This window comes from Aeromonas sp. QDB56 (assembly GCF_027705505.1).
Lineage (GTDB): Bacteria > Pseudomonadota > Gammaproteobacteria > Enterobacterales > Aeromonadaceae > Aeromonas > Aeromonas caviae.
On record NZ_JAPDBZ010000034.1, the window covers coordinates 1 to 17,704 of the forward strand.

Below are 17,704 nucleotides of genomic sequence, written 5' to 3' on the forward strand. Positions count from 1 at the left end.
TCCTGCATGGAGACGCGATTAGATCACAGACGATCTGCCTGTTCAAATTTCATTAACAAAGTGCGATCCCGCCCTGGGCGACAACGGGGCAAGAAGTCGGCGCGAGGCTCAAGGGTAAACAGGGTGTGATGGTTGGCAGAAAGCGCTTGGGCGATGACGGTATAACCTGGCCAGAAGGAGGCAATATCAATATGATGCACGGCGACAGCAGGGTGATGGTGGTGGTGTGTTTGGAGACAGCCAGTTTACCAGCACCCTGTCTGTCAACTTCCACTTCCCCAAGATCCCGCGAAGAACCTAAAAAGAGGCCAATGCCTGGCTGTATTGATCACCACCAAAAATCTGCAACCGGGAATAGATGACCTGGCCCCGTAGCAGGGCGGCGAAAGTCAGGGCGCTGGCACCGATGTCAACGATGCCAACCGGTTTCTCCGAGGTTTGCAGGTCGGGCAGGCAGGCCAGCACGGCGCGTCCGAGCGCATGGGCCCCCACATCCACCACCATGGTCGTCATGCCAGCCTCCGTCAGGGCACTGACCCGGCCACTGACGCTCTCGGTCCGCGCGGCACTGAGCAGGACCTCCTGACGCCCGTTGTCGCCCGCCATCCCGAGGATTTCAAAATCCAGGCTCACTTCATCGAGGGGAAAGGGGATGAGCTGCTCTGCCTCCAGGTGAACCTGGTTCTCCAGCTCGCTCTCGTTGATGTTGGTATCGACCTGAATGATCTTGGTGATGACATTGGAACCGGTCACGGCCGTGGCCACGTTCTGGCAATCCCCTTGCACGAGCCGCTTGAGCGACTTGAGGGACTGACTGACCCGTTCAATGTCCTGAAGTTGATAGTCGACCAGCGTTCCTCTTGGCATGGGGATCTCGGCAACCGAACCGAGGTGCACCTTGCCGGGACGTCCGCTGATGGTGACGGCCTTGATGGTTTGACTGCCAAAATCAATGCCCGCCATGGAGACGAGGGATCCCTTACTTAATAGCCCAAACATATACACATCCATGCGTTATTGGGTTTTCGGACTTATTGTAGGACAGCGCGTCATGATGTGACGGCTTAACTCAATATAATGCTCTATCTATCAATGTCATAAAGTTTGTGTCAAAAGTTGACGCCCCTCTCCTTTCGGCCTTGATTGCGGCCCCCTTGGTAATTGTGCCCTGGAGTGCTACCCTCCCGCCTCTTCTCGGGGTCGCCTGTTTGCGGACAGGAAAACCTCGAATCCGCGAGGGTAAAAAGGCTATACTCTGCGCCCGTTGGCTAATTTTAAGACGATTGGTAGTTCTTCCATGCTGAAATGGCTCGTTCGCCTGTTTATTGTCATGATGCTGGGTGCTGTGCTGGGCGTTGCCAGCCTCATCGGCATCTACTTCTACATCAAGCCCCAGTTGCCGGACGTCAGCGCCCTGCGCGATGTCAAACTGGCTACCCCCATGAAGGTCTACAGCCGGGACGGGGAATTGATCTCCCAGTTTGGCGAAATTCGTCGCATCCCCCTGCGGCTGGACGAAATTCCCCAGTCCATGATCGATGCCGTACTCGCCACCGAAGATGCCCGCTTCTATGAGCACCCGGGCATTGACCCCATCGGCATCATCCGTGCCGCCACCGTCTGGGCCGTCTCCGGCCAGGCGCGTCAGGGCGCCAGTACCATTACCCAGCAGGTGGCCCGCAACTTCTTCCTGAGCAACGAGAAGACTCTTGTACGCAAGATCAAGGAAGTGTTCCTCGCCTGGCGCATCGAGCAGAACCTCTCCAAGGACGAGATCCTCACCCTCTATCTCAACAAGATCCCCCTCGGCTACCGGGCATTCGGGGTCGGCGCGGCCGCCCAGGTCTACTTCGGCAAGGAGGTCAAGGATCTGACCCTGGACGAGATCGCCATCATCGCGGGTCTCCCCAAGGCACCCTCCATGCTGAACCCGATCCGCTCCCCGGAGCGCGCCTTCGCTCGCCGCAACGTGGTACTGGGTCGCATGCTGGAAACCGGCAAGATCACCCAGGCCCAGTATGACGAAGCCTCCAAGATGCCGGTCAAGGCCCGTTTTCACGGTGCCGAAACTACGCTGAACGCCCCCTATCTGAGCGAGATGGTGCGCCAAAAGATGGTGGAGCAGTTTGGTGAAGATGCCTACACCATGGGGCTGCATGTCTACACCACCGTCACCGCCAAGCGTCAGCGCGCCGCCCATCAGGCGTTGCTGGACGGTGTCTTCGACTACGACACCCGCCACGGCTACCGTGGCCCGACCGCCTTGCTGTGGAAAGCCGGTGAAACGGCCTGGGACTACGAGCAGATCATGGCCCATCTGGCCAAGCAGCCGACCTATCAGCCCCTGATGGCCGCCGTGGTCACCCAGCTCGGCGACAAGAGCGCCACCCTGGTGCTCAAAAATGGCAAACAGGCCGAACTGGGCTGGAATGGCATCAAGTGGGCGCGTGCCTTCATCACCGACGATCGCCAGGGCTTTGCCCCGAAATCGGCGCGGGATGTGCTCAAAGTCGGCGCCCAGATCTGGGTCAGGGAGAAAGGGGAAGAGTTGCTGCTCTCCCAGATCCCCGACGTCAACGCCGCCCTGGTGGCCATGAACCCGCAAGACGGCGCCATCGAGGCCCTGGTCGGCGGCTTCAGCTTCGAGCTCTCCAAGTTCAACCGGGTCGATCAGGCCCGTCGTCAGGTCGGCTCCAACATCAAACCGTTCCTCTATGCCACCGCGCTGGAGCAGGGCTATACCCTGGCGTCCCTCATCAACGATGCACCGATCAACCAGTGGGATCCTGCCAAGGGCCCCATGTGGCAGCCCAAGAACTCGCCCGCCATCTATGAAGGGCCGACCACCTTGCGCCTCGGCCTTGCCAAGTCCAAGAACGTGATGTCGGTCCGCCTGATGCGCGCCATCGGGCTGGATACCTATATCGACGGCCTGACCCGCTTCGGCTTCGCCCGTGATCACATTTCTGCCAACGAATCCCTGGCGCTGGGTGCGGCGGAGTTCACCCCGCTGGAAGTGGTGCGCGGCTACTCGGTGCTGGCCAATGGCGGCTTCCAGGTCACCCCCTACTTCATCACCGAAGTGACCGACAGCTTCGGCACCCCCCTGTTCGAGGCCAACCCGGCCGCCGCCTGCCGCGACTGCGGCGTGCTGGCCGCCGCCGGTCTCGACAGCGCGGATGCCTATGCCAATACCACGGCAGACTGGAAGGCCCAGTGCCCCATCGATCCTGTCGTGCCCAACAACATGGCACCGCAGACCATCAGCGCCCAGAGCGCCTTCCTCATCACCGACACCCTGACCACCGCCATCTGGGGTGGCAATGGCTGGCGTGGTACCGGCTGGCGGGCAGCCCGTGACCTCAAGCGTCACGACATCTCGGGCAAGACGGGGACCACCAACGAATCCCGGGATGCCTGGTTCTCCGGTTATACCCCGAATCTGGTGGCCACCTCCTGGATCGGTTTTGACAACCACCAGCGCGGTCTGGGCCGGGCCGAGTTTGGCGGCGGTGCCGCCCAGCCCATCTGGATTGACTTCATGAAGACGGCTCTGCAACAGGTGCCCGAGCGCAAGATGCCGGTCCCCGAAGGGATCATGCAGGTCCGCATCGATCGTGAAACCGGTCTGCTGACCAATCGCGCCGATGGCAGTACCACGGAGGAGTTCTTCAAAGAGGGCACAGAGCCCACCCGCTACGCGAGCCAGATCTCCGATGGCAACCAGGTGTATGGCGGTGACGATGCGACCACAGACGGTCCCGTCTCCACCGACGACATCTTCTAGGTCCCCCTGGAAACAACAAAAACCGGCGCCCAGGCGCCGGTTTTTGTTTCGGGATGACGAGCGGGCTGCGTCAGCCCAGCAGGGCTTTCATCAGACTCGAGATGCGGGCCGCCAGCTCATTGAAGCAGGGGCGGCGAACCGAGTAGTGACGATAGAGCAGGGAGATGGTGCGCCCCGGCACGGGGTTGATCACCGGGCGATAGCTGACGCCCCCCTCCTCCGGGTTGGCGGGCACGGCGAGCCTGGGCACCAGCGTCATGCCGCTGCCAGCGGCGACCATGTTGCGCAAGGTCTCCAGACTGGTGCCCTTGAAGCGCTGATCCTCACCGATGCCCGCGGCAAAACAGAAACCCAGCGCCTGATCCCGCAGGCAGTGACCGTCGGCCAGCATCAGCAATTTCTTGCCCTTGAGATTGTGCAGGGGCACCGCCTTGGCGCTCGCCTCCGGGTGATGCTGAGGCACGGCCAGCCACATGGGCTCCTGATAGAGGGGGATGGCGCCAAACCCCTCCATCCCTTCCAGCTCCGCCAGCACGAGGCAATCCAGCTCCCCCTCCTCCAGCCGCTTGAGCAGCACTTGGGTCTGATCTTCGTAGAGGTAGAACTCCAGCTTGGGGAAGTGTTCACGCAGATCCTGGATGATGTGGGGCAGCAGGTAGGGGCCCACGGTGGGAATGAAACCGATGTGGATCTCGCCGGACATGGGCTCGGCGAAGTGCTGGCCTATGCTCTTGAGCTCTCGCGCCTCTTTGAGCACCTTGCGCGCCTGACGGGCCATGGCATCGCCGGCGGGCGTGAACAGCACCTTGCGGGAGGTGCGCTCGATGAGGATCACTCCCAGTTCATCTTCCAGCTTGCGCAGCTGGCCACTCAGGGTCGGCTGGCTGACAAAGCAGCGCTCCGCGGCCTTGCGAAAGTGTTTCTCCTCTTCCAGCGCTACCAGATATTCGAGATCGCGAAGGTTCATAGGTACTGCATCCTGCCGTTCAATGAGGCCGATAGCATGCACAAGAACGGTGCGGGGGACAAGGGAGGCGCGCAGACGGGTCTGCCCTCTCCCTCTCCTTTGACAAGCCACAGGCGATGGGCGAGAGACTCACCCCATCAGGGAGGCAATGTGATCCGCGAACGCCGCTGGCTCTCCCAGATAGGAGGAGACAGGCAGCGCAACGACGCGCTCCCCTTGCATCAATCCCAGGGTCGGGAACCCCTGCCCGCCGAGCCGGCGCAACCACGCCTGGCTTGTGGCCAGATGGCCCACAAGATCGACCCGACCAAAGGCCAGGGCGAATGCCTCCGGTGTCAGCCCCTGCTCCCGCGCGAGCGCTGCCAGCTGTGTCGGGGAACCGACCCATTCCCCATCCCGGTAGTGGGTCTCCTGGATGCGGTGCAACAAGGCAAGGCCGTCGCCGCCAAGCTCGCTCACCGCCAGCACTGCGCGTATGGGCGGCTCGGAGTCAAGGAGCAGCGACTCGTTGAGCAGGAGCTCGTTGAAGTAGCGCTCACCAAAGCGCTGTCCGGTGAGGGCGTGGATGCGCTCATCATGGGGACGCACATAGTCCCGCAGGGGCTGGCCCATGGCCTGGCGCCTGGCGCCCATCCAGAGGCCCCCCCCATGCAGTTCGATGCGAAGGCCCGGGATCTCGGCAGCGGCTTTCAGCAGGGGGGCGGCGCCATAGCACCAGCCACAGAGGGGGTCATAGACATAATGGAGGGTTATTTGCGCTTCGTTCATCATCATTCTCGCTTCAAGGCTGGATAAAAAACCGGGCCCTCGGGCCCGGTAAAAAAACACAGGGAAGTAGGCGTCAGGGAGTTACCACTTCATCTCGCCGGTATTGACCTTGGCACCGATGGCCAGGCCATCGTCGACCGGCAGGGAGGGGTAAGCCTTCTTCAGCGCTTCAATCAGCTGGCCGGAGTGCTTGGTCTTGGCCAGCTCCTGCTCAAAACGCTGCACGTAGTCACGGGTGAAGGTCACGGCTTCGGTACCCTTGGGCGCAGTTCCCAGGAAGTGACCCGGCACCACACGCTCGGGTTTCAGGGCCAGCAGGTTGTTCAGCGCCTTGACCCAGTTGCTGCGAGCGGCCTTGGACTGGCTGTCCGCCATCCAGACGTGCACGCCGCTGTAGACCGGCACACCACCAAAGGCCGTCTTGATGGAAGGGGCCCAGAGGTAGGCATTCGGGGTGTTCATCTCTTTGATGTCAATCTTCTCGCCATCCAGCGTCAGGTGGCTGGCCGTCATCACTTGCGGCACGGTCAGGCTCTTGGGTGCATCCTTGCCCAGGATCGGGCCCCAGTAGCTCAGCTTGGCATCCTTGGTCTGCTTGATATGGTCGACCACATGCTGGTCGGCCAGCACCTTGATATCCGGGAACGCCGCCATGACGGGTTCCAGACCGAAGTAGAAGTCGGGGTCACCGGCACTGATATAGACAGTGGTCAGCTTCTTGCCGCTCTTCTTGATCATGTCCACCAACGCCTGACCATGTTGCACATCGAACTGGGCATCGATCAGGATGGCCTCTTTGTCACCGGTTACCAGTGAGGAGGAGACGGGGAAGATGGCCTTCTCGCCGGGGTTGTAGACGGTCTCGGTCAGGGGGGCCGCCAGGGCGGAACCCGTCATCAGGAGGCTGCTCAGGGTCAGGGTACGCAGTGTGTTGTTCATCAGATAACGCTCATCGGTGTGGATTAATGGAATGAGCGCAGTTTATTGCATCACCATCGATACAAATACCGCATAATGGGCGCATCACTGTTGCACAAATCGAGCATATAGGGGCACAAGATGGATAGGCTGACCGCATTGCGGGTCTTCGTCTGCGTGGTGGAACAGGGCAGCCTGAGCGGCGCCGGGGAGAAACTGGAGATGTCCCGCGCCATGGTGTCGCGCTACTTGGCCGAGCTGGAACGCTGGATGGGGGCCAGATTGCTGCACCGCACCACCCGCCGGCTGAGCCTGACTGGGCCGGGAGAAGAGGCGCTGAACCGGGCCAGAGCCATGCTGGCCCTGGGGGAAGAGATGGAACACCTGGCCATCCGCCATGACGAGGCCCCCAAGGGGCAACTGCGCATCACCTGCAGCTACTCTCTCTCCGAAGCCCTGCTGGTCGGGGCGGCGAACGACTACCTGGCCCGTTACCCCGGCACGGCGATCGACATCCTGCTGCTGGACCGGACGGTCAATCTGGTGGAGGAGCGAATCGATCTCGCCCTGCGCATCACCAACGACCTCGATCCCAACCTGGTGGCCCGCAGGCTCGGCACCTGCCACTCGGTGGTGTGCGCCAGCCCCGCCTACCTGGCCCGCCATGCTCCGCCGCAGCAGGTGCAGGATCTGGCACTGCACAACTGCCTCACCTACACCTATTTCGGCAAGAGCCTGTGGGAGTTTCTGGGGCCCGATGGTCCCGAATCCGTCCCGGTGAGCGGCAACCTCAGCGCCAACATCTCCAACCTGCTGCTGGCCGCCACCCTGGACGGGGCGGGGATCAGCCTGCAACCCGCCTACTCGGTTCAGCCCCATCTGGCAAGCGGCGCCCTGGTCCCCCTGCTCACCCCGTGGCAGCCCAAGCGCCTCGGCGTCTATGCCGTTTATGGCACCCGCAAACAGATGTCCCCCCTGCTGCGCAGCTTCCTCGACTTTCTCGTGGAGCGGATGGCGGACGATCCCCTGTGGCAGGAAGCCCCTCCCTCTCTCTGATCCCTGCGAGCCCCACAAAAAAGGGGCCTCGCGGCCCCTCTTTGCTCCATCATGTGCCCGGTCAGGCTTCGAAACCGAATGCCTTGACCGGGGTCTCTCCCTCCTCGGCCTCCTGATCCTCCAGATAGATGTCGTGATAGGCGGCATAGATGGAGTAGTTGATGGCAGGCAGCACCACCAGCAGGCCCACCAGCATCAGGAGTGCGCCAAAGAAGATCAGCACGGCCCCGAGCAGCCCCCACCAGAGGAAGGGCCACATGTTGCGCAGACATCCCTTGAAGCTGAGCCGGGCTGCCTGCCAGACCCCGACCTGATGGAAGAGGATAAGGGCGGGGGCGAAGGTGATGGCCATCAGCACGGGAACGAACAGTGCCAATCCCACCAGGGCACAGACGAGGAAGCCCTGTGCCTGCTCCGGGGTCAGCGCCAGGGAGCCCGGATCCGCGGACAACAGGCCGGTGAGTCCCCACTGGTGCAGCAGGAACACGCAGATCATCAGGATCCCCATGATGAGACCGAGCACCATCAGGCCCCCCAGCATCAAGGGGGTCAACCGATGGCGGAAACCGGCAAAGAAGTCGCCAAATTGCAGTGCCTCGCCATGGTGACCCCGCCGCGCCACCGCCACCCAGCCAGCCCCCCACACCATGTAGAGCAACTGGGAGATCAAGCCCCCCGCCGGCAGCTGATCCAGTACGATGCCCACCACAAACCAGAGCACTATCATGGCCACGCTGGCACCCATCCCCTTGTTGAAGATGTCGAATCCGGTGCGGATCCAGATCCAGCCCTGTCCTATACCATGGCGTTTGGGTTCGTGGCGCAGGGCCCTGTCACTGTTCATCATTGACCTCGTCGAAAAATAGGGGCGAAGCGGCGTCTCCTCAGGACACGCTCACCGTGACCATGATGGGGCCGGTGCGTACTACCTGGCCCGGCAGCCGGGTCGGGGAGAGCCTCATCTTGCAGTCGGTGACCTGGGTCGCCGCCGAGTAGGGTACCGCGATGGCGGTATCGAATGGAATAGGGGTCAGGGCCCCTGTCCGGCCATGCCCACCGCGACCCGGCCTGGCTGGTGGTGAAGCTGTTGTCGCTCGCGAGCGCCCCCAAGATGCGGTAGCGCAGCGGCCCCCTGCTCAGGCTGGCAAGGTCGAAGGGAAGGCTGGCACCCGCAACCAGAGCATTCACCTCGCTGCAATGGCGTGTCCGTTGCGTCTTTCTGGGCCGCAGCCGACGAGTTTATCGCCCACGGTTGACGGACAGCACCGCCAGAATGTGGCATCATCTCCCCCCTCTTGCTTTCCCCCTGATCCGATGGAGCCATCATGCGCCGCCTCTTCTTTCTTCTCCTGCTGCTCGGCAGCCCTGCGCTTCACGCCGAACCGGGGTTTATCAGCCGCCTGCTCAACCACCCGGTGCCGGGGGGCGTGGCCGTGGTACCACTGGGAAGCGGGGCCAAGGCGCCCGCAGTGCGCTATCAGGACAAGCCTGTGCTGGTGGTACAGGAAGACGGGAAGACGTGGATTGCCATCGTCGGCATCCCGCTCAAGAGCGCGCCCGGCCCCCATCAGGTGACCACCAGCGATGGCCGCACCTTGAGTTTCACGGTCGGCACCAAGCACTACCGTGAGCAGCACATCAAGCTCAAGAACAGCCGCCAGGTCAATCCGCTGGCCGAAGACATGACCCGCATCAACCGGGAGCTTGCCGAACAGACCCGCGCCTACCAGACCTTCAGCCCGGCTCAGCCGAGCAACCTGCTGTTTGAGAAGCCGGTCCAGGGCCCGCTCTCCAGTCCCTTCGGGCTGCGCCGCTTCTTCAACGGCGAGGAGCGCAACCCCCACTCCGGCCTCGACTTCGCGGTCGGAGCCGGCACTCCCATCAAGGCACCAGCCGCTGGCAAGGTCATCCTCATCGGCAACTACTTCTTCAACGGCAATACGGTGTTCGTCGACCACGGCCAGGGCCTCATCAGCATGTTCTGTCACATGTCGAAGGTGGACGTGAAGCTGGGCCAGAGCCTGCCCCGCGGCGGCATCGTCGGCCGGGTCGGCGCCACCGGCCGCGCCACCGGTCCCCACATGCACTGGAACGTCAGCCTCAACGACGCCCGCGTCGACCCCGCCATCTTTATCGGCGCCTTCAAGCCCTGAGGCCGGCGACCTGCCGCCCACAGGCAGGGGCACTCAAAATGAAAAAGGCAGCCAAGGCTGCCTTTTTCATGGACGCATGACCACATCTCAGGCAGCGCTGTGCTGGCGCCCCTCCCTGTTCATCGCCCGCCACATCACCAGGACCAGCAGAGTGCTGCAAGTGGGCAGCGCCAGCCAGACACCGGCCACTCCCCACAGGGAGGAGAAGCCCCACAGGAAACCGCCGATCAGCACCAGCTTGCCGCCGGTGAGCTGGGAAGCGATGCGGGCCCGGTTGATGGCCTGGAAGTAGGTGGCCCCCACCAGCAGCAAGCCTTCCATGGGCAGCCCCCAGAAGTAGAGCCAGATACCGAGGGTCGCCACCGGCAACAGGGCAGCATTGTCCCCCGCAAACAGATAAACCACTGCCTCTGGCCACAGATACAGCGGGATCATCCCGCACAGTGCCACCGCCATGGTCACTCCCAATGCCAGGTTGCGCACCCGCAGCACTCGCGACCAGTTGCCCGCCCCGGCATTGAAGCTGGCGATGGGCTGGATGCCCATGGCGATCCCCTCGAAGATGAGATAGAAGAAGGCCTCGCTGTAGCTGATGACCCCATAGGCGGCAACGTGCAGCGAAGTGCCCACCGAGAGCAGCGCCTTGTTGTGCAGCGCCAGCACCACCGAGAGGTAGAGGTACATCAGAAAACTCGACACCCCGAGTCGCAATGTCTCCCCCATCAGCCGCCAGTCGGGCACCAGGGTATCCCAGCGAATGCGCAACTGGCTGCGGGGGGTAAAGAAGTGCCACAGGCACAGGCCTCCGGTGACCGCCTGGGAGAGCATGGTCGCGATGGCGGCCCCCGCCAGCCCCCAGGGGATCACCGCCATCAGCAGGTAGTCGAGCAGCACGTTGAGCACGCCGCCCCCCACCAGGATCCAGGTGGTGAGGCCGGGTCGCCCGTCGTTGCGCAGCAGGGCGGTAAAGGCCATGGAGAGCACCGCGAACACCCCGAGCCAGGCGTACCACTGCAGATAGGCGAAGCCTGCGTCGAAGATGACCCCCTGCGCCCCCATCCAGACAAGCATGGCCTTGCCGTAACGAATGCCAATGAAGGCGAGCAGCGCGGAGGCGATGAGCACCATCACCAGGGCATTGCCGACGATGTGGCGCGCCCTGGCCTGCTCCCCCTTGCCCAGATAGAAGGAGGCCAGCGACGAGGATCCCATGCCGATCAGGGCCCCCACCGCGTAGAGCACGGCGCAGATGGGGTACGCCAGCATCATGCCGGCCAGCCCGTCCTGGCCCAGGATATGGCCGACGAAGATGCCGTCTATGGTGACATAGATGCCGGTGACCAGCATGGCGGCCACCGTGGGGGTGACGTAACGCAAGAAGAGGCGGGAAAGGGGGGCCGTGCCCAGATCGACGGAGGACATAAATTGCTCAATGAAGGGGAACGGCCAGAATAATAGCCAAACAAGACCCGGATCACCCGTTATTTGTGCCGTGGATCATTCATCTTGAGGGCTTTACCCGCCCCGGCCCCTGCTTTAGGCTAGGGCGACTTCTCCTGAACGGAAACGTGCGCCATGTTGCAACGCCTGCTCTGTCTGATGCTCTGTCTCAGCCTGTTCCCCTTCTCCGCTGTCCAGGCTGATGATGCCATCACTCAGGTAGAGGAGCTGCTGCAAAGCATCCCCAAGACGGATACCCCGGAAAACCAGCAACTGCGGGAGAGCTACCAGCAGGCGCTGCAATATGCCCGGGATGCCCAGCGCTACCGGGAACAGGGCAAGGCCTACCAGCAGATCCTCATCGACTACCCCAAGGAGTCCGCCCGTCTCAAGGAGGGGCTGCACAACTATCAGCCCCAGTCCCGCCCGTCCCTCTCCTCCCTCAAGGAGGATGCCCTGCGCCAGGCCATCAGCCTGAGCAGCAACCGCCAGCTCAACCTGCGCAAAGAGCGTCAGGCTGTGACCGACAGCCTCAACCAGCTGGAGAGCACGGGCCAGGAGTATCACCTGCGGGTCGACGAGTTGCGCAAGCAGTTGCTCCAGACCCGCTCCCTGCTCGATCGCCTGAGCTTCAGCAACGAGTCGGACAGGTTGCAGGAGGCCCAGCAACTGGCCACCCGACTCAAGGAGCAGAGCCTCTCCGACCGGATCCAGATGCTGGAGCTGGAGCAGCTCTCCGCCCAGCAGCGCAACGATCTGGGCAAGCTCAAGCTGCAGGAGCTCAACCTCGCCATCACCGACGAGGATGAGTGGCAGACCAGTCTGCTTGCCCAGCAGAACCAGCTGCGCCGGGACAAGACCAAGCAGGCCCTGGCCGAGAGCGAACGCCTGCGCCGCCAGCTCACCTCTGACCTCCCCCTCTTGCAGGAGCAACAGCAGCAAAACCAGGCCCTCTCCCTCCAACTGGGGGCTCTCGAGGACCAGATTGAACGGGTGCAGGACGAGCAACGGGGGGTGGACACCTCCCTCTCCGGGCTCAACGAGCTGGTCAATTCGGTGCGCGAACAGCTGGAGTGGTTGCAGATAAGCAACGCCTACGGCGAGAACCTGCGCAGCAAGCTGGCCGATCTGCCCGCCTACTTCCCGCTGGAGCGGCTGGAGTCCGCCATCGTCAAGGCGCGCATGGCCAAATACCAGTACGAGACCGAGCAGGATGCCCTGAAGGATCCGGTCCAGCTGCGCAACAGCCTGCTCAGTGGAGACGGCATCACCCTGGACAGGGCCCAGCGCGCCGTGCTGGACAACCTGCTCAAGGCGAGGCGGCAACTGCTGACCCGGCTCAACGATGCCTCCGACACCCTCATTCAGGAGCAGACCCGCCTCAAGCTGCTCTACAGCCGCCAGAACAGCAAGATCGACGAGATCCGCGAACTCAGCGCCAGCCATCTGTTCTGGATGCCGGACGTGCGCCCCCTGAGCCCGGCGGTGCTGCTCGGCGTCCCGGCCGCCCTCGGCCTTGCCTTCAACCCGGCCAACTGGCTGCAACTGCCCAGGGCCATCGCCGAGAACAACCCCCTGAGCCTGACCCTGGCTGGCCTCGGGCTGCTGGGACTGGCCTGGTGCTGGCTGAAACTGGCCCGCCACCTCATTCAATACAGCCAGTACATTGCCCCGCGCATCGGCAAGGTAACCCAGGACAAGTTCAGCCTCACCAGCCGGTTGCTGGTGCGCTCCGTGCTCGCCGCCCTGCCGCTGCCCGCCATGGTGCTCATGGTGCACGGCCTGCTGGACAGCGCCTGGCAATATCCCTTCGCGGTGGCGGTGGCCCGGGGCCTGGGTGAAATCTGGTTCCTGCTGCTGGCCCTGCTGGTGGCGCGCCACCTCACCCTGGAGAAGGGGATCCTCATCCTCCACTTCCGCTGGCAGAAGGAGCGGGTGCAGCGAGTATGGGGACAGTTTCGTACCCTGCTGCTGGTGCTGATCCCGAGCTTCTTCGTGCAGGGCATGGCGAGCAGCTATCAGGAGCACGCCTTCTACGACTCCCTGGGACGCCTCGCCTTCATCATCGGGGCCCTCTGGCTGCTGCTCTTCTTTGCCCGCCTCAACCGGGAAAAACTGCCCCTCACCTGGGGTCAGGCAGACATGACCAAGCCCCATCTGCTGCACCACTTCATCTGGAACAGCCTGATGCTGGCCCCGCTGCTGGCGGTGCTGGGTGCCCTGTTCGGCTACTTCTACACCTCCCGCACCCTGCTGCGCCAGCTGGAGCTGAGCCTGCTGGCGGGGCTCGGCTGCCTGCTCGTCTACTATCTGGCCCACCGCTGGATGCTGATCCAGCGCCGCCGACTCGCCTTCGATCGCGCCAAGCAGAAGCGGGCCGAGATCCTGGCGCAGCGGGAGCGGGAAGAGGACGATCTCAGCTCCGAGATCCCCGATGTGGTGGAGGAGCCCGAGCTGGATCTGGATACCATCAGCGCCCAGTCCCTCGGCCTGGTGCGCACCCTGCTGATGCTGGGCTTCACCATGCTGGTGGTGGTGCAATGGTCGGATCTCAACTCGGCATTCAGCTTCCTCAGCAGCATCGAGGTGTGGCAGGTGAGCAGCAAGGTGGCCGGCATCGAGCAGCTCTCCGCCATCACCCTGCAGGATCTGATGCTGACCGTCTTCGCCTTCATCCTGACGGTGGTCACCGCCCGCAACCTGCCAGGGTTGATGGAGCTCACCCTGCTCCAGCACCTGAGCCTCTCCCCCGGCACCGGCTTCGCCCTCACCACGGTGAGCAAGTACCTCGTGCTGCTGATTGGTGCCCTCACCGGCTTCTCCATGCTCGGCATCGACTGGTCCAAGACCCAGTGGCTGGTGGCGGCACTCTCCGTGGGGCTGGGCTTCGGCTTGCAGGAGATCTTCGCCAACTTCGTCTCCGGCCTCATCATCCTGTTCGAAAAACCGATCCGCCTGGGTGACACCGTCACCATCCGGGATCTCACCGGCACCGTCACCAAGATCAAGACCCGCGCCACCACCATAGTGGACTGGGACAGGAAGGAAATCATCGTCCCCAACAAGGCCTTCATCACCGAGCAGTTCATCAACTGGTCCCTGTCCGATGCCATCACCCGGGTCCGCTTGCGCATTCGCATCGGCCTGACCCAGAATCCCAAGCAGGTACAGCAACTGCTGGAGCAGAGCGTGCGCGAGTCCACCCTGGTGCTGGATACGCCCGCCCCGGAGGTGTTCCTCATCGAGTTCACCGACTCTGCCCTCATCTACGAGATCCGGCTCTACGTCAACAACATGGATCACAGGATGCCCATTACGCACGAGGTACATTCCCTGATCCTGGAGAAACTCGGCCAGGTCGGCATGCATCTGCCACATCAGCAGATCGACATCCGGATGAGCCGGGGATGAAGCCCCCAAAGACGACAACAGGAGCCATCATGCAGATCATTGCCCATCGCGGTGCCAGCGGCCTGGCCCCGGAGAATACCCTCAAGGCGATGAGCCTGGCGCTGGATCTGGGTGCCAAAGCCATCGAGCTGGACGTGCAGTGGGCCGACGGAGAGCTCTGGGTCTTCCACGACCGGCGGCTGGAGCGCTGCACCAACGGCCAGGGTGTGCTGACCGGGCAATCCCGGGAGTACCTGGCGAGCCTGGATGCGGGGGACGGGGAGCGGATCCCGACCCTGTGGCAGGTGATGGCACTGGTGGCGGGGCGCTGCGAACTGCACATCGAGCTCAAGGGCGCCCACACCGCCGAGCCGGTGGCCGCCCTGACCAGGCGGGCCGAGGCCGAGCTTGGCTTTACCCAGGCGCACTGGATCGTTTCCTCCTTTCATCATCCCGAGCTGTTACGCTTCAAGGGACTGCGACCGGAAATCAGGAGCGGCGCCCTCACGGCCAGCCTGCCCCTCGACGGCGCCGCCTTCGCCGAGACGCTGGGGGCCTGGTCACTGAACTGCGACGTGGATTTCGTCGACGAGACCCTGGTGGCGGATGCCCATCGCCGGGGGCTCAAGATCCTGGTCTACACGGTCGACGAAGTGAGTGATGGGAGCGCCCTCGCCAGCATGGGTGTCGATGGTATCTTCACCAACCGGCCAGATCGATTCAGCTGAGTATCGGCGCGGCCTGGCAGGCCACAAGGAGGTGAAAAGAATTGAAAAAATGTGGTGCACCGGGATACATAAAGTCCATAGCCAGCCGATACAGGGTTGGCTCATAACAATAACAAACACCATGGATCTCTGACTGACGCTCACAAGGATGTAAACATGAACCTATCCATCAAGAACAAGCTGGTCCTCTCCATCGGGGCCATCATTCTGGTCATCACCGGCCTGCAGGTCTGGTACACCTCCCAGTTGCGCAGTGAAACCCAGCGGCTGATCTGGAGCTTCATCGACGACAGCTCGGTCGCCAACGTCAAGGGGATCTCCCGCTGGCTCGACGCCCGCATCAATCTCGTCACCGCCACCAAGGAAGCCTTCGCCAAGGAAGACGAGCCCCTCAGCTACCTGGCCCAGTCCATGAATGCGGGCAACTTCGATCTCGTCTACGTGGGCACCAAGGATGGCCGGATGATCCAGAGCAAGCCGACCGATCTGCCGGCCGGCTATGATCCGCGCCAGCGTCCCTGGTACAAGGACGCCATGGCCGCCGGCAAGCTCGCCATCACGGCCCCCTATGCCGACATCACCACCGGCCAGCTCATCATCACCATCGCCGAGCCCTTCAGTCGCGGCAACACCGACGGCGTCATCGCCGGTGACGTCTCCATCGACGGTCTGGTGAAAGACGTACTCGCCATGAACTCGGAAGGCACCTATGCCATTCTGGTGGACAGCAACGGCACCATCATCGCCCACCCGGACAAGGATCTGACCCTCAAACCCGCCACCGCCATCTCCCCGGAACTGACGGCAGCCAAGGTCAACGAGCTGGCCCATGACAACACCATCTCCGAGATGGATATCAGCGGCAAGGCAAGCGTATTCGACCTCACCGAGATCCCCAACACCAACTGGTATTTCGGCATCGTGGTGGACGAAGCGGTCGCCTACCAGTCCGTCTCCCGCATGGTCACCTCCGCCCTCATTCAGGGATTGCTGACCATCCTCATCGTGGCAGGCTTCTCCTATGTCGCCATCAACGGCTCCCTGGCGCCGCTGAAAACCCTGGGCGAGGCAATTGCCGATCTCTCCCGCGGCAACGGCGATCTCACCCGTCGCATCAAGATCGAGCGTGAAGACGAGGTCGGTACCGTCGCCAAGCACGTCAACACCTTCATCGAGCGCATCCACGTCATGGTGCAGGACATCTCCAACTCCTCCACCCAGCTCAACCAGCAGGCCAGGTCTTCCCACGACATGGCGGAGAAATCCAACCAGGGGCTGGCCCGCCAGCAAAACGAGATCTCCCAGATTGCGACCGCAGTGCACGAGATGTCCGCCACCGCCGTCGAAGTGGCCAGCAACGCCGAGCAGACCGCGGAAGCGGCCCGCAGCTCCTCCAGCAGTTGCGAGCACGGCAAGCAGGTGATTGCCCGCAACCAGCGCTCCATCACGGATCTCGCCACCCAGGTCAAGCAGGCCTCCGGCATCATCCAGGAGCTGGAGAAGAACGCCCAGGAGATCAACACCATCCTCTCCACCATCCAGGGCATCGCCGAGCAGACCAACCTGCTGGCGCTCAACGCCGCCATCGAGGCCGCCCGGGCTGGCGAGCAGGGACGCGGCTTTGCCGTGGTGGCCGACGAGGTGCGGGTGCTTTCCCAGCGCACCCACAGCTCCACCGTCGAGATCCGCAGCATGATCGAGACCCTGCAGCGCAACACCCAGGGCGCCGTCAGTACCATGCACGAGGGTCAGTTGCTGGCCCAGAACAGCGTGGAAGATGCCAACGATGCGACCCAGGCGCTGGAGCAGATCACCACCTCCATCAACCAGATCTCCGACATGGCGACCCAGATCTCCAGCGCCGCCGAGGAACAGCGTGCCGTCACCGACGAGGTGAGCCGCAACATCCAGGCGGTCAAGGATGTCTCGGACGAGCTGGCAGTGGATGCGGACAGCTCCCGCAATCTGTCGGCCCAGCTTAAAAATATTTCAGGTGAATTGAATAATCAGGTCGGCATGTTCCGCATCTGATCGACCATGGGAAGAAAGGGGCCGTTCAGGCCCCTTTTTTTATAAACCCTTTTTGTTTCAACGGTTATAATCCCCTTTCGAGACCCTCAACCCTGTGATCGACATCTCCTTTTGCCCATGTGTGGGAGACGGGCGCAGTCTGTCATGGCTATATTCGCATTACTTTTTTGATGCCTAATCTCGATATGTCATCGTGATAATAGTTATCATTAAACTGTTTTGATAAAAAACTTAAAAACTTTATGGGTAATACCCAAAAAGAGAGGCATTTCTCATTTTTTTGAAAGAAAACTACGTATAATCTTGGAGTTAAAATCACCAGAGTAGCGAGTACGGCTGATCCAGATCACTGATGGATGGCGATAATGACGGCATTTTCATCCAAGGAATGGGGTGATTTTAATAAAAATCACCGTTGCCAAGCACTAAAACAAAGCAGTTTGACTTGCATCAAGCCTGAATTTTT

Annotated in this window: 11 protein-coding genes and 2 pseudogenes; 6 read left to right on the plus strand and 7 right to left on the minus strand. The window is 62.2% G+C overall.

All coding sequences use genetic code 11. The features are described 5' to 3' along the window. Nucleotides 1–77: 77 nt before the first annotated feature. Nucleotides 78–200, minus strand: a pseudogene (locus tag OKB81_RS07775) (ISL3 family transposase); the annotation flags it as partial. A gap of 100 nt (nucleotides 201–300) precedes the next feature. After that, nucleotides 301–999, minus strand: a pseudogene (pilM, locus tag OKB81_RS07780) (type IV pilus assembly protein PilM); the annotation flags it as partial. Nucleotides 1,000–1,297: 298 nt separating this feature from the next. Between pilM and OKB81_RS07785 the strand changes: the two are divergent. After that, complete coding sequence (locus OKB81_RS07785; protein WP_010673818.1) at nucleotides 1,298–3,787, plus strand: penicillin-binding protein 1A; 2,490 nt, start codon at nucleotides 1,298–1,300, stop codon at nucleotides 3,785–3,787. A 70-nt stretch (nucleotides 3,788–3,857) separates the two neighbouring features. On the opposite strand, the gene oxyR is transcribed toward OKB81_RS07785, so the two are convergent. The 3 genes from oxyR to OKB81_RS07800 form a co-directional block, all read right to left on the minus strand. Further along, nucleotides 3,858–4,754 (minus strand): DNA-binding transcriptional regulator OxyR, encoded by an 897-nt coding sequence (oxyR, locus tag OKB81_RS07790; protein ID WP_041212564.1) that lies wholly within the window; start codon nucleotides 4,752–4,754, stop codon nucleotides 3,858–3,860. Nucleotides 4,755–4,883: 129 nt separating this feature from the next. Further along, the gene (locus OKB81_RS07795; RefSeq protein WP_160837038.1) at nucleotides 4,884–5,528 is read right to left on the minus strand and encodes a DsbA family protein; all 645 of its coding nucleotides are present in this window, start codon (nucleotides 5,526–5,528) and stop codon (nucleotides 4,884–4,886) included. A gap of 75 nt (nucleotides 5,529–5,603) precedes the next feature. Further along, complete coding sequence (locus OKB81_RS07800) at nucleotides 5,604–6,461, minus strand: Vmh family MBL fold metallo-hydrolase (RefSeq protein ID WP_160837040.1); 858 nt, start codon at nucleotides 6,459–6,461, stop codon at nucleotides 5,604–5,606. Nucleotides 6,462–6,581: 120 nt separating this feature from the next. On the opposite strand from OKB81_RS07800, the gene OKB81_RS07805 reads away from it, so the two are divergent. Further along, nucleotides 6,582–7,496: a LysR family transcriptional regulator gene (locus OKB81_RS07805; protein WP_109111949.1), complete on the plus strand. Its 915-nt coding sequence runs from the start codon at nucleotides 6,582–6,584 to the stop codon at nucleotides 7,494–7,496. A 61-nt stretch (nucleotides 7,497–7,557) separates the two neighbouring features. On the opposite strand, the gene OKB81_RS07810 is transcribed toward OKB81_RS07805, so the two are convergent. Next, nucleotides 7,558–8,340, minus strand: a complete 783-nt coding sequence (locus OKB81_RS07810; RefSeq protein ID WP_045525644.1) for a BPSS1780 family membrane protein — start codon at nucleotides 8,338–8,340, stop codon at nucleotides 7,558–7,560. 481 nt (nucleotides 8,341–8,821) lie between these two features. Here OKB81_RS07810 and OKB81_RS07815 point away from each other — a divergent pair, with 481 nt between their 5' ends. Continuing rightward, entirely contained in the window at nucleotides 8,822–9,649 is an 828-nt protein-coding gene (locus OKB81_RS07815; protein WP_113068835.1) for a M23 family metallopeptidase, read from the plus strand. A gap of 87 nt (nucleotides 9,650–9,736) precedes the next feature. On the opposite strand, the gene OKB81_RS07820 is transcribed toward OKB81_RS07815, so the two are convergent. Next, complete coding sequence (locus tag OKB81_RS07820; RefSeq protein WP_160837042.1) at nucleotides 9,737–11,071, minus strand: MATE family efflux transporter; 1,335 nt, start codon at nucleotides 11,069–11,071, stop codon at nucleotides 9,737–9,739. 153 nt (nucleotides 11,072–11,224) lie between these two features. Here OKB81_RS07820 and mscM point away from each other — a divergent pair, with 153 nt between their 5' ends. The 3 genes from mscM (at nucleotide 11,225) to OKB81_RS07835 (ending at nucleotide 17,238) form a co-directional block, all read left to right on the plus strand. Then, nucleotides 11,225–14,500 carry a miniconductance mechanosensitive channel MscM gene (gene mscM, locus OKB81_RS07825; RefSeq protein ID WP_270662130.1) on the plus strand — a complete coding sequence of 1,092 codons (3,276 nt, stop codon included), beginning with the start codon at nucleotides 11,225–11,227 and terminating at the stop codon, nucleotides 14,498–14,500. A gap of 29 nt (nucleotides 14,501–14,529) precedes the next feature. Beyond that, nucleotides 14,530–15,207, plus strand: coding sequence for a glycerophosphodiester phosphodiesterase (locus tag OKB81_RS07830; RefSeq protein ID WP_113068838.1), 678 nt, complete (start codon nucleotides 14,530–14,532; stop codon nucleotides 15,205–15,207). A gap of 156 nt (nucleotides 15,208–15,363) precedes the next feature. Further along, on the plus strand, nucleotides 15,364–17,238 hold the full coding sequence (locus OKB81_RS07835) for a methyl-accepting chemotaxis protein (protein WP_160837046.1): 1,875 nt from the start codon (nucleotides 15,364–15,366) through the stop codon (nucleotides 17,236–17,238). Nucleotides 17,239–17,704: the final 466 nt, after the last annotated feature.

Excerpts from the sequence above, each read along its gene's own strand:
- OKB81_RS07785 (WP_010673818.1), top strand. The coding sequence starts at position 1,298 with ATGCTGAAATGGCTCGTTCGCCTGTTTATTGTCATGATGCTGGGTGCT.
- oxyR (WP_041212564.1), bottom strand. The coding sequence starts at position 4,754 with ATGAACCTTCGCGATCTCGAATATCTGGTAGCGCTGGAAGAGGAGAAA.
- OKB81_RS07795 (WP_160837038.1), bottom strand. The coding sequence starts at position 5,528 with ATGATGATGAACGAAGCGCAAATAACCCTCCATTATGTCTATGACCCC.
- OKB81_RS07800 (WP_160837040.1), bottom strand. The coding sequence starts at position 6,461 with ATGAACAACACACTGCGTACCCTGACCCTGAGCAGCCTCCTGATGACG.
- OKB81_RS07805 (WP_109111949.1), top strand. The coding sequence starts at position 6,582 with ATGGATAGGCTGACCGCATTGCGGGTCTTCGTCTGCGTGGTGGAACAG.
- OKB81_RS07810 (WP_045525644.1), bottom strand. The coding sequence starts at position 8,340 with ATGAACAGTGACAGGGCCCTGCGCCACGAACCCAAACGCCATGGTATA.
- OKB81_RS07815 (WP_113068835.1), top strand. The coding sequence starts at position 8,822 with ATGCGCCGCCTCTTCTTTCTTCTCCTGCTGCTCGGCAGCCCTGCGCTT.
- OKB81_RS07820 (WP_160837042.1), bottom strand. The coding sequence starts at position 11,071 with ATGTCCTCCGTCGATCTGGGCACGGCCCCCCTTTCCCGCCTCTTCTTG.
- mscM (WP_270662130.1), top strand. The coding sequence starts at position 11,225 with ATGTTGCAACGCCTGCTCTGTCTGATGCTCTGTCTCAGCCTGTTCCCC.
- OKB81_RS07830 (WP_113068838.1), top strand. The coding sequence starts at position 14,530 with ATGCAGATCATTGCCCATCGCGGTGCCAGCGGCCTGGCCCCGGAGAAT.
- OKB81_RS07835 (WP_160837046.1), top strand. The coding sequence starts at position 15,364 with ATGAACCTATCCATCAAGAACAAGCTGGTCCTCTCCATCGGGGCCATC.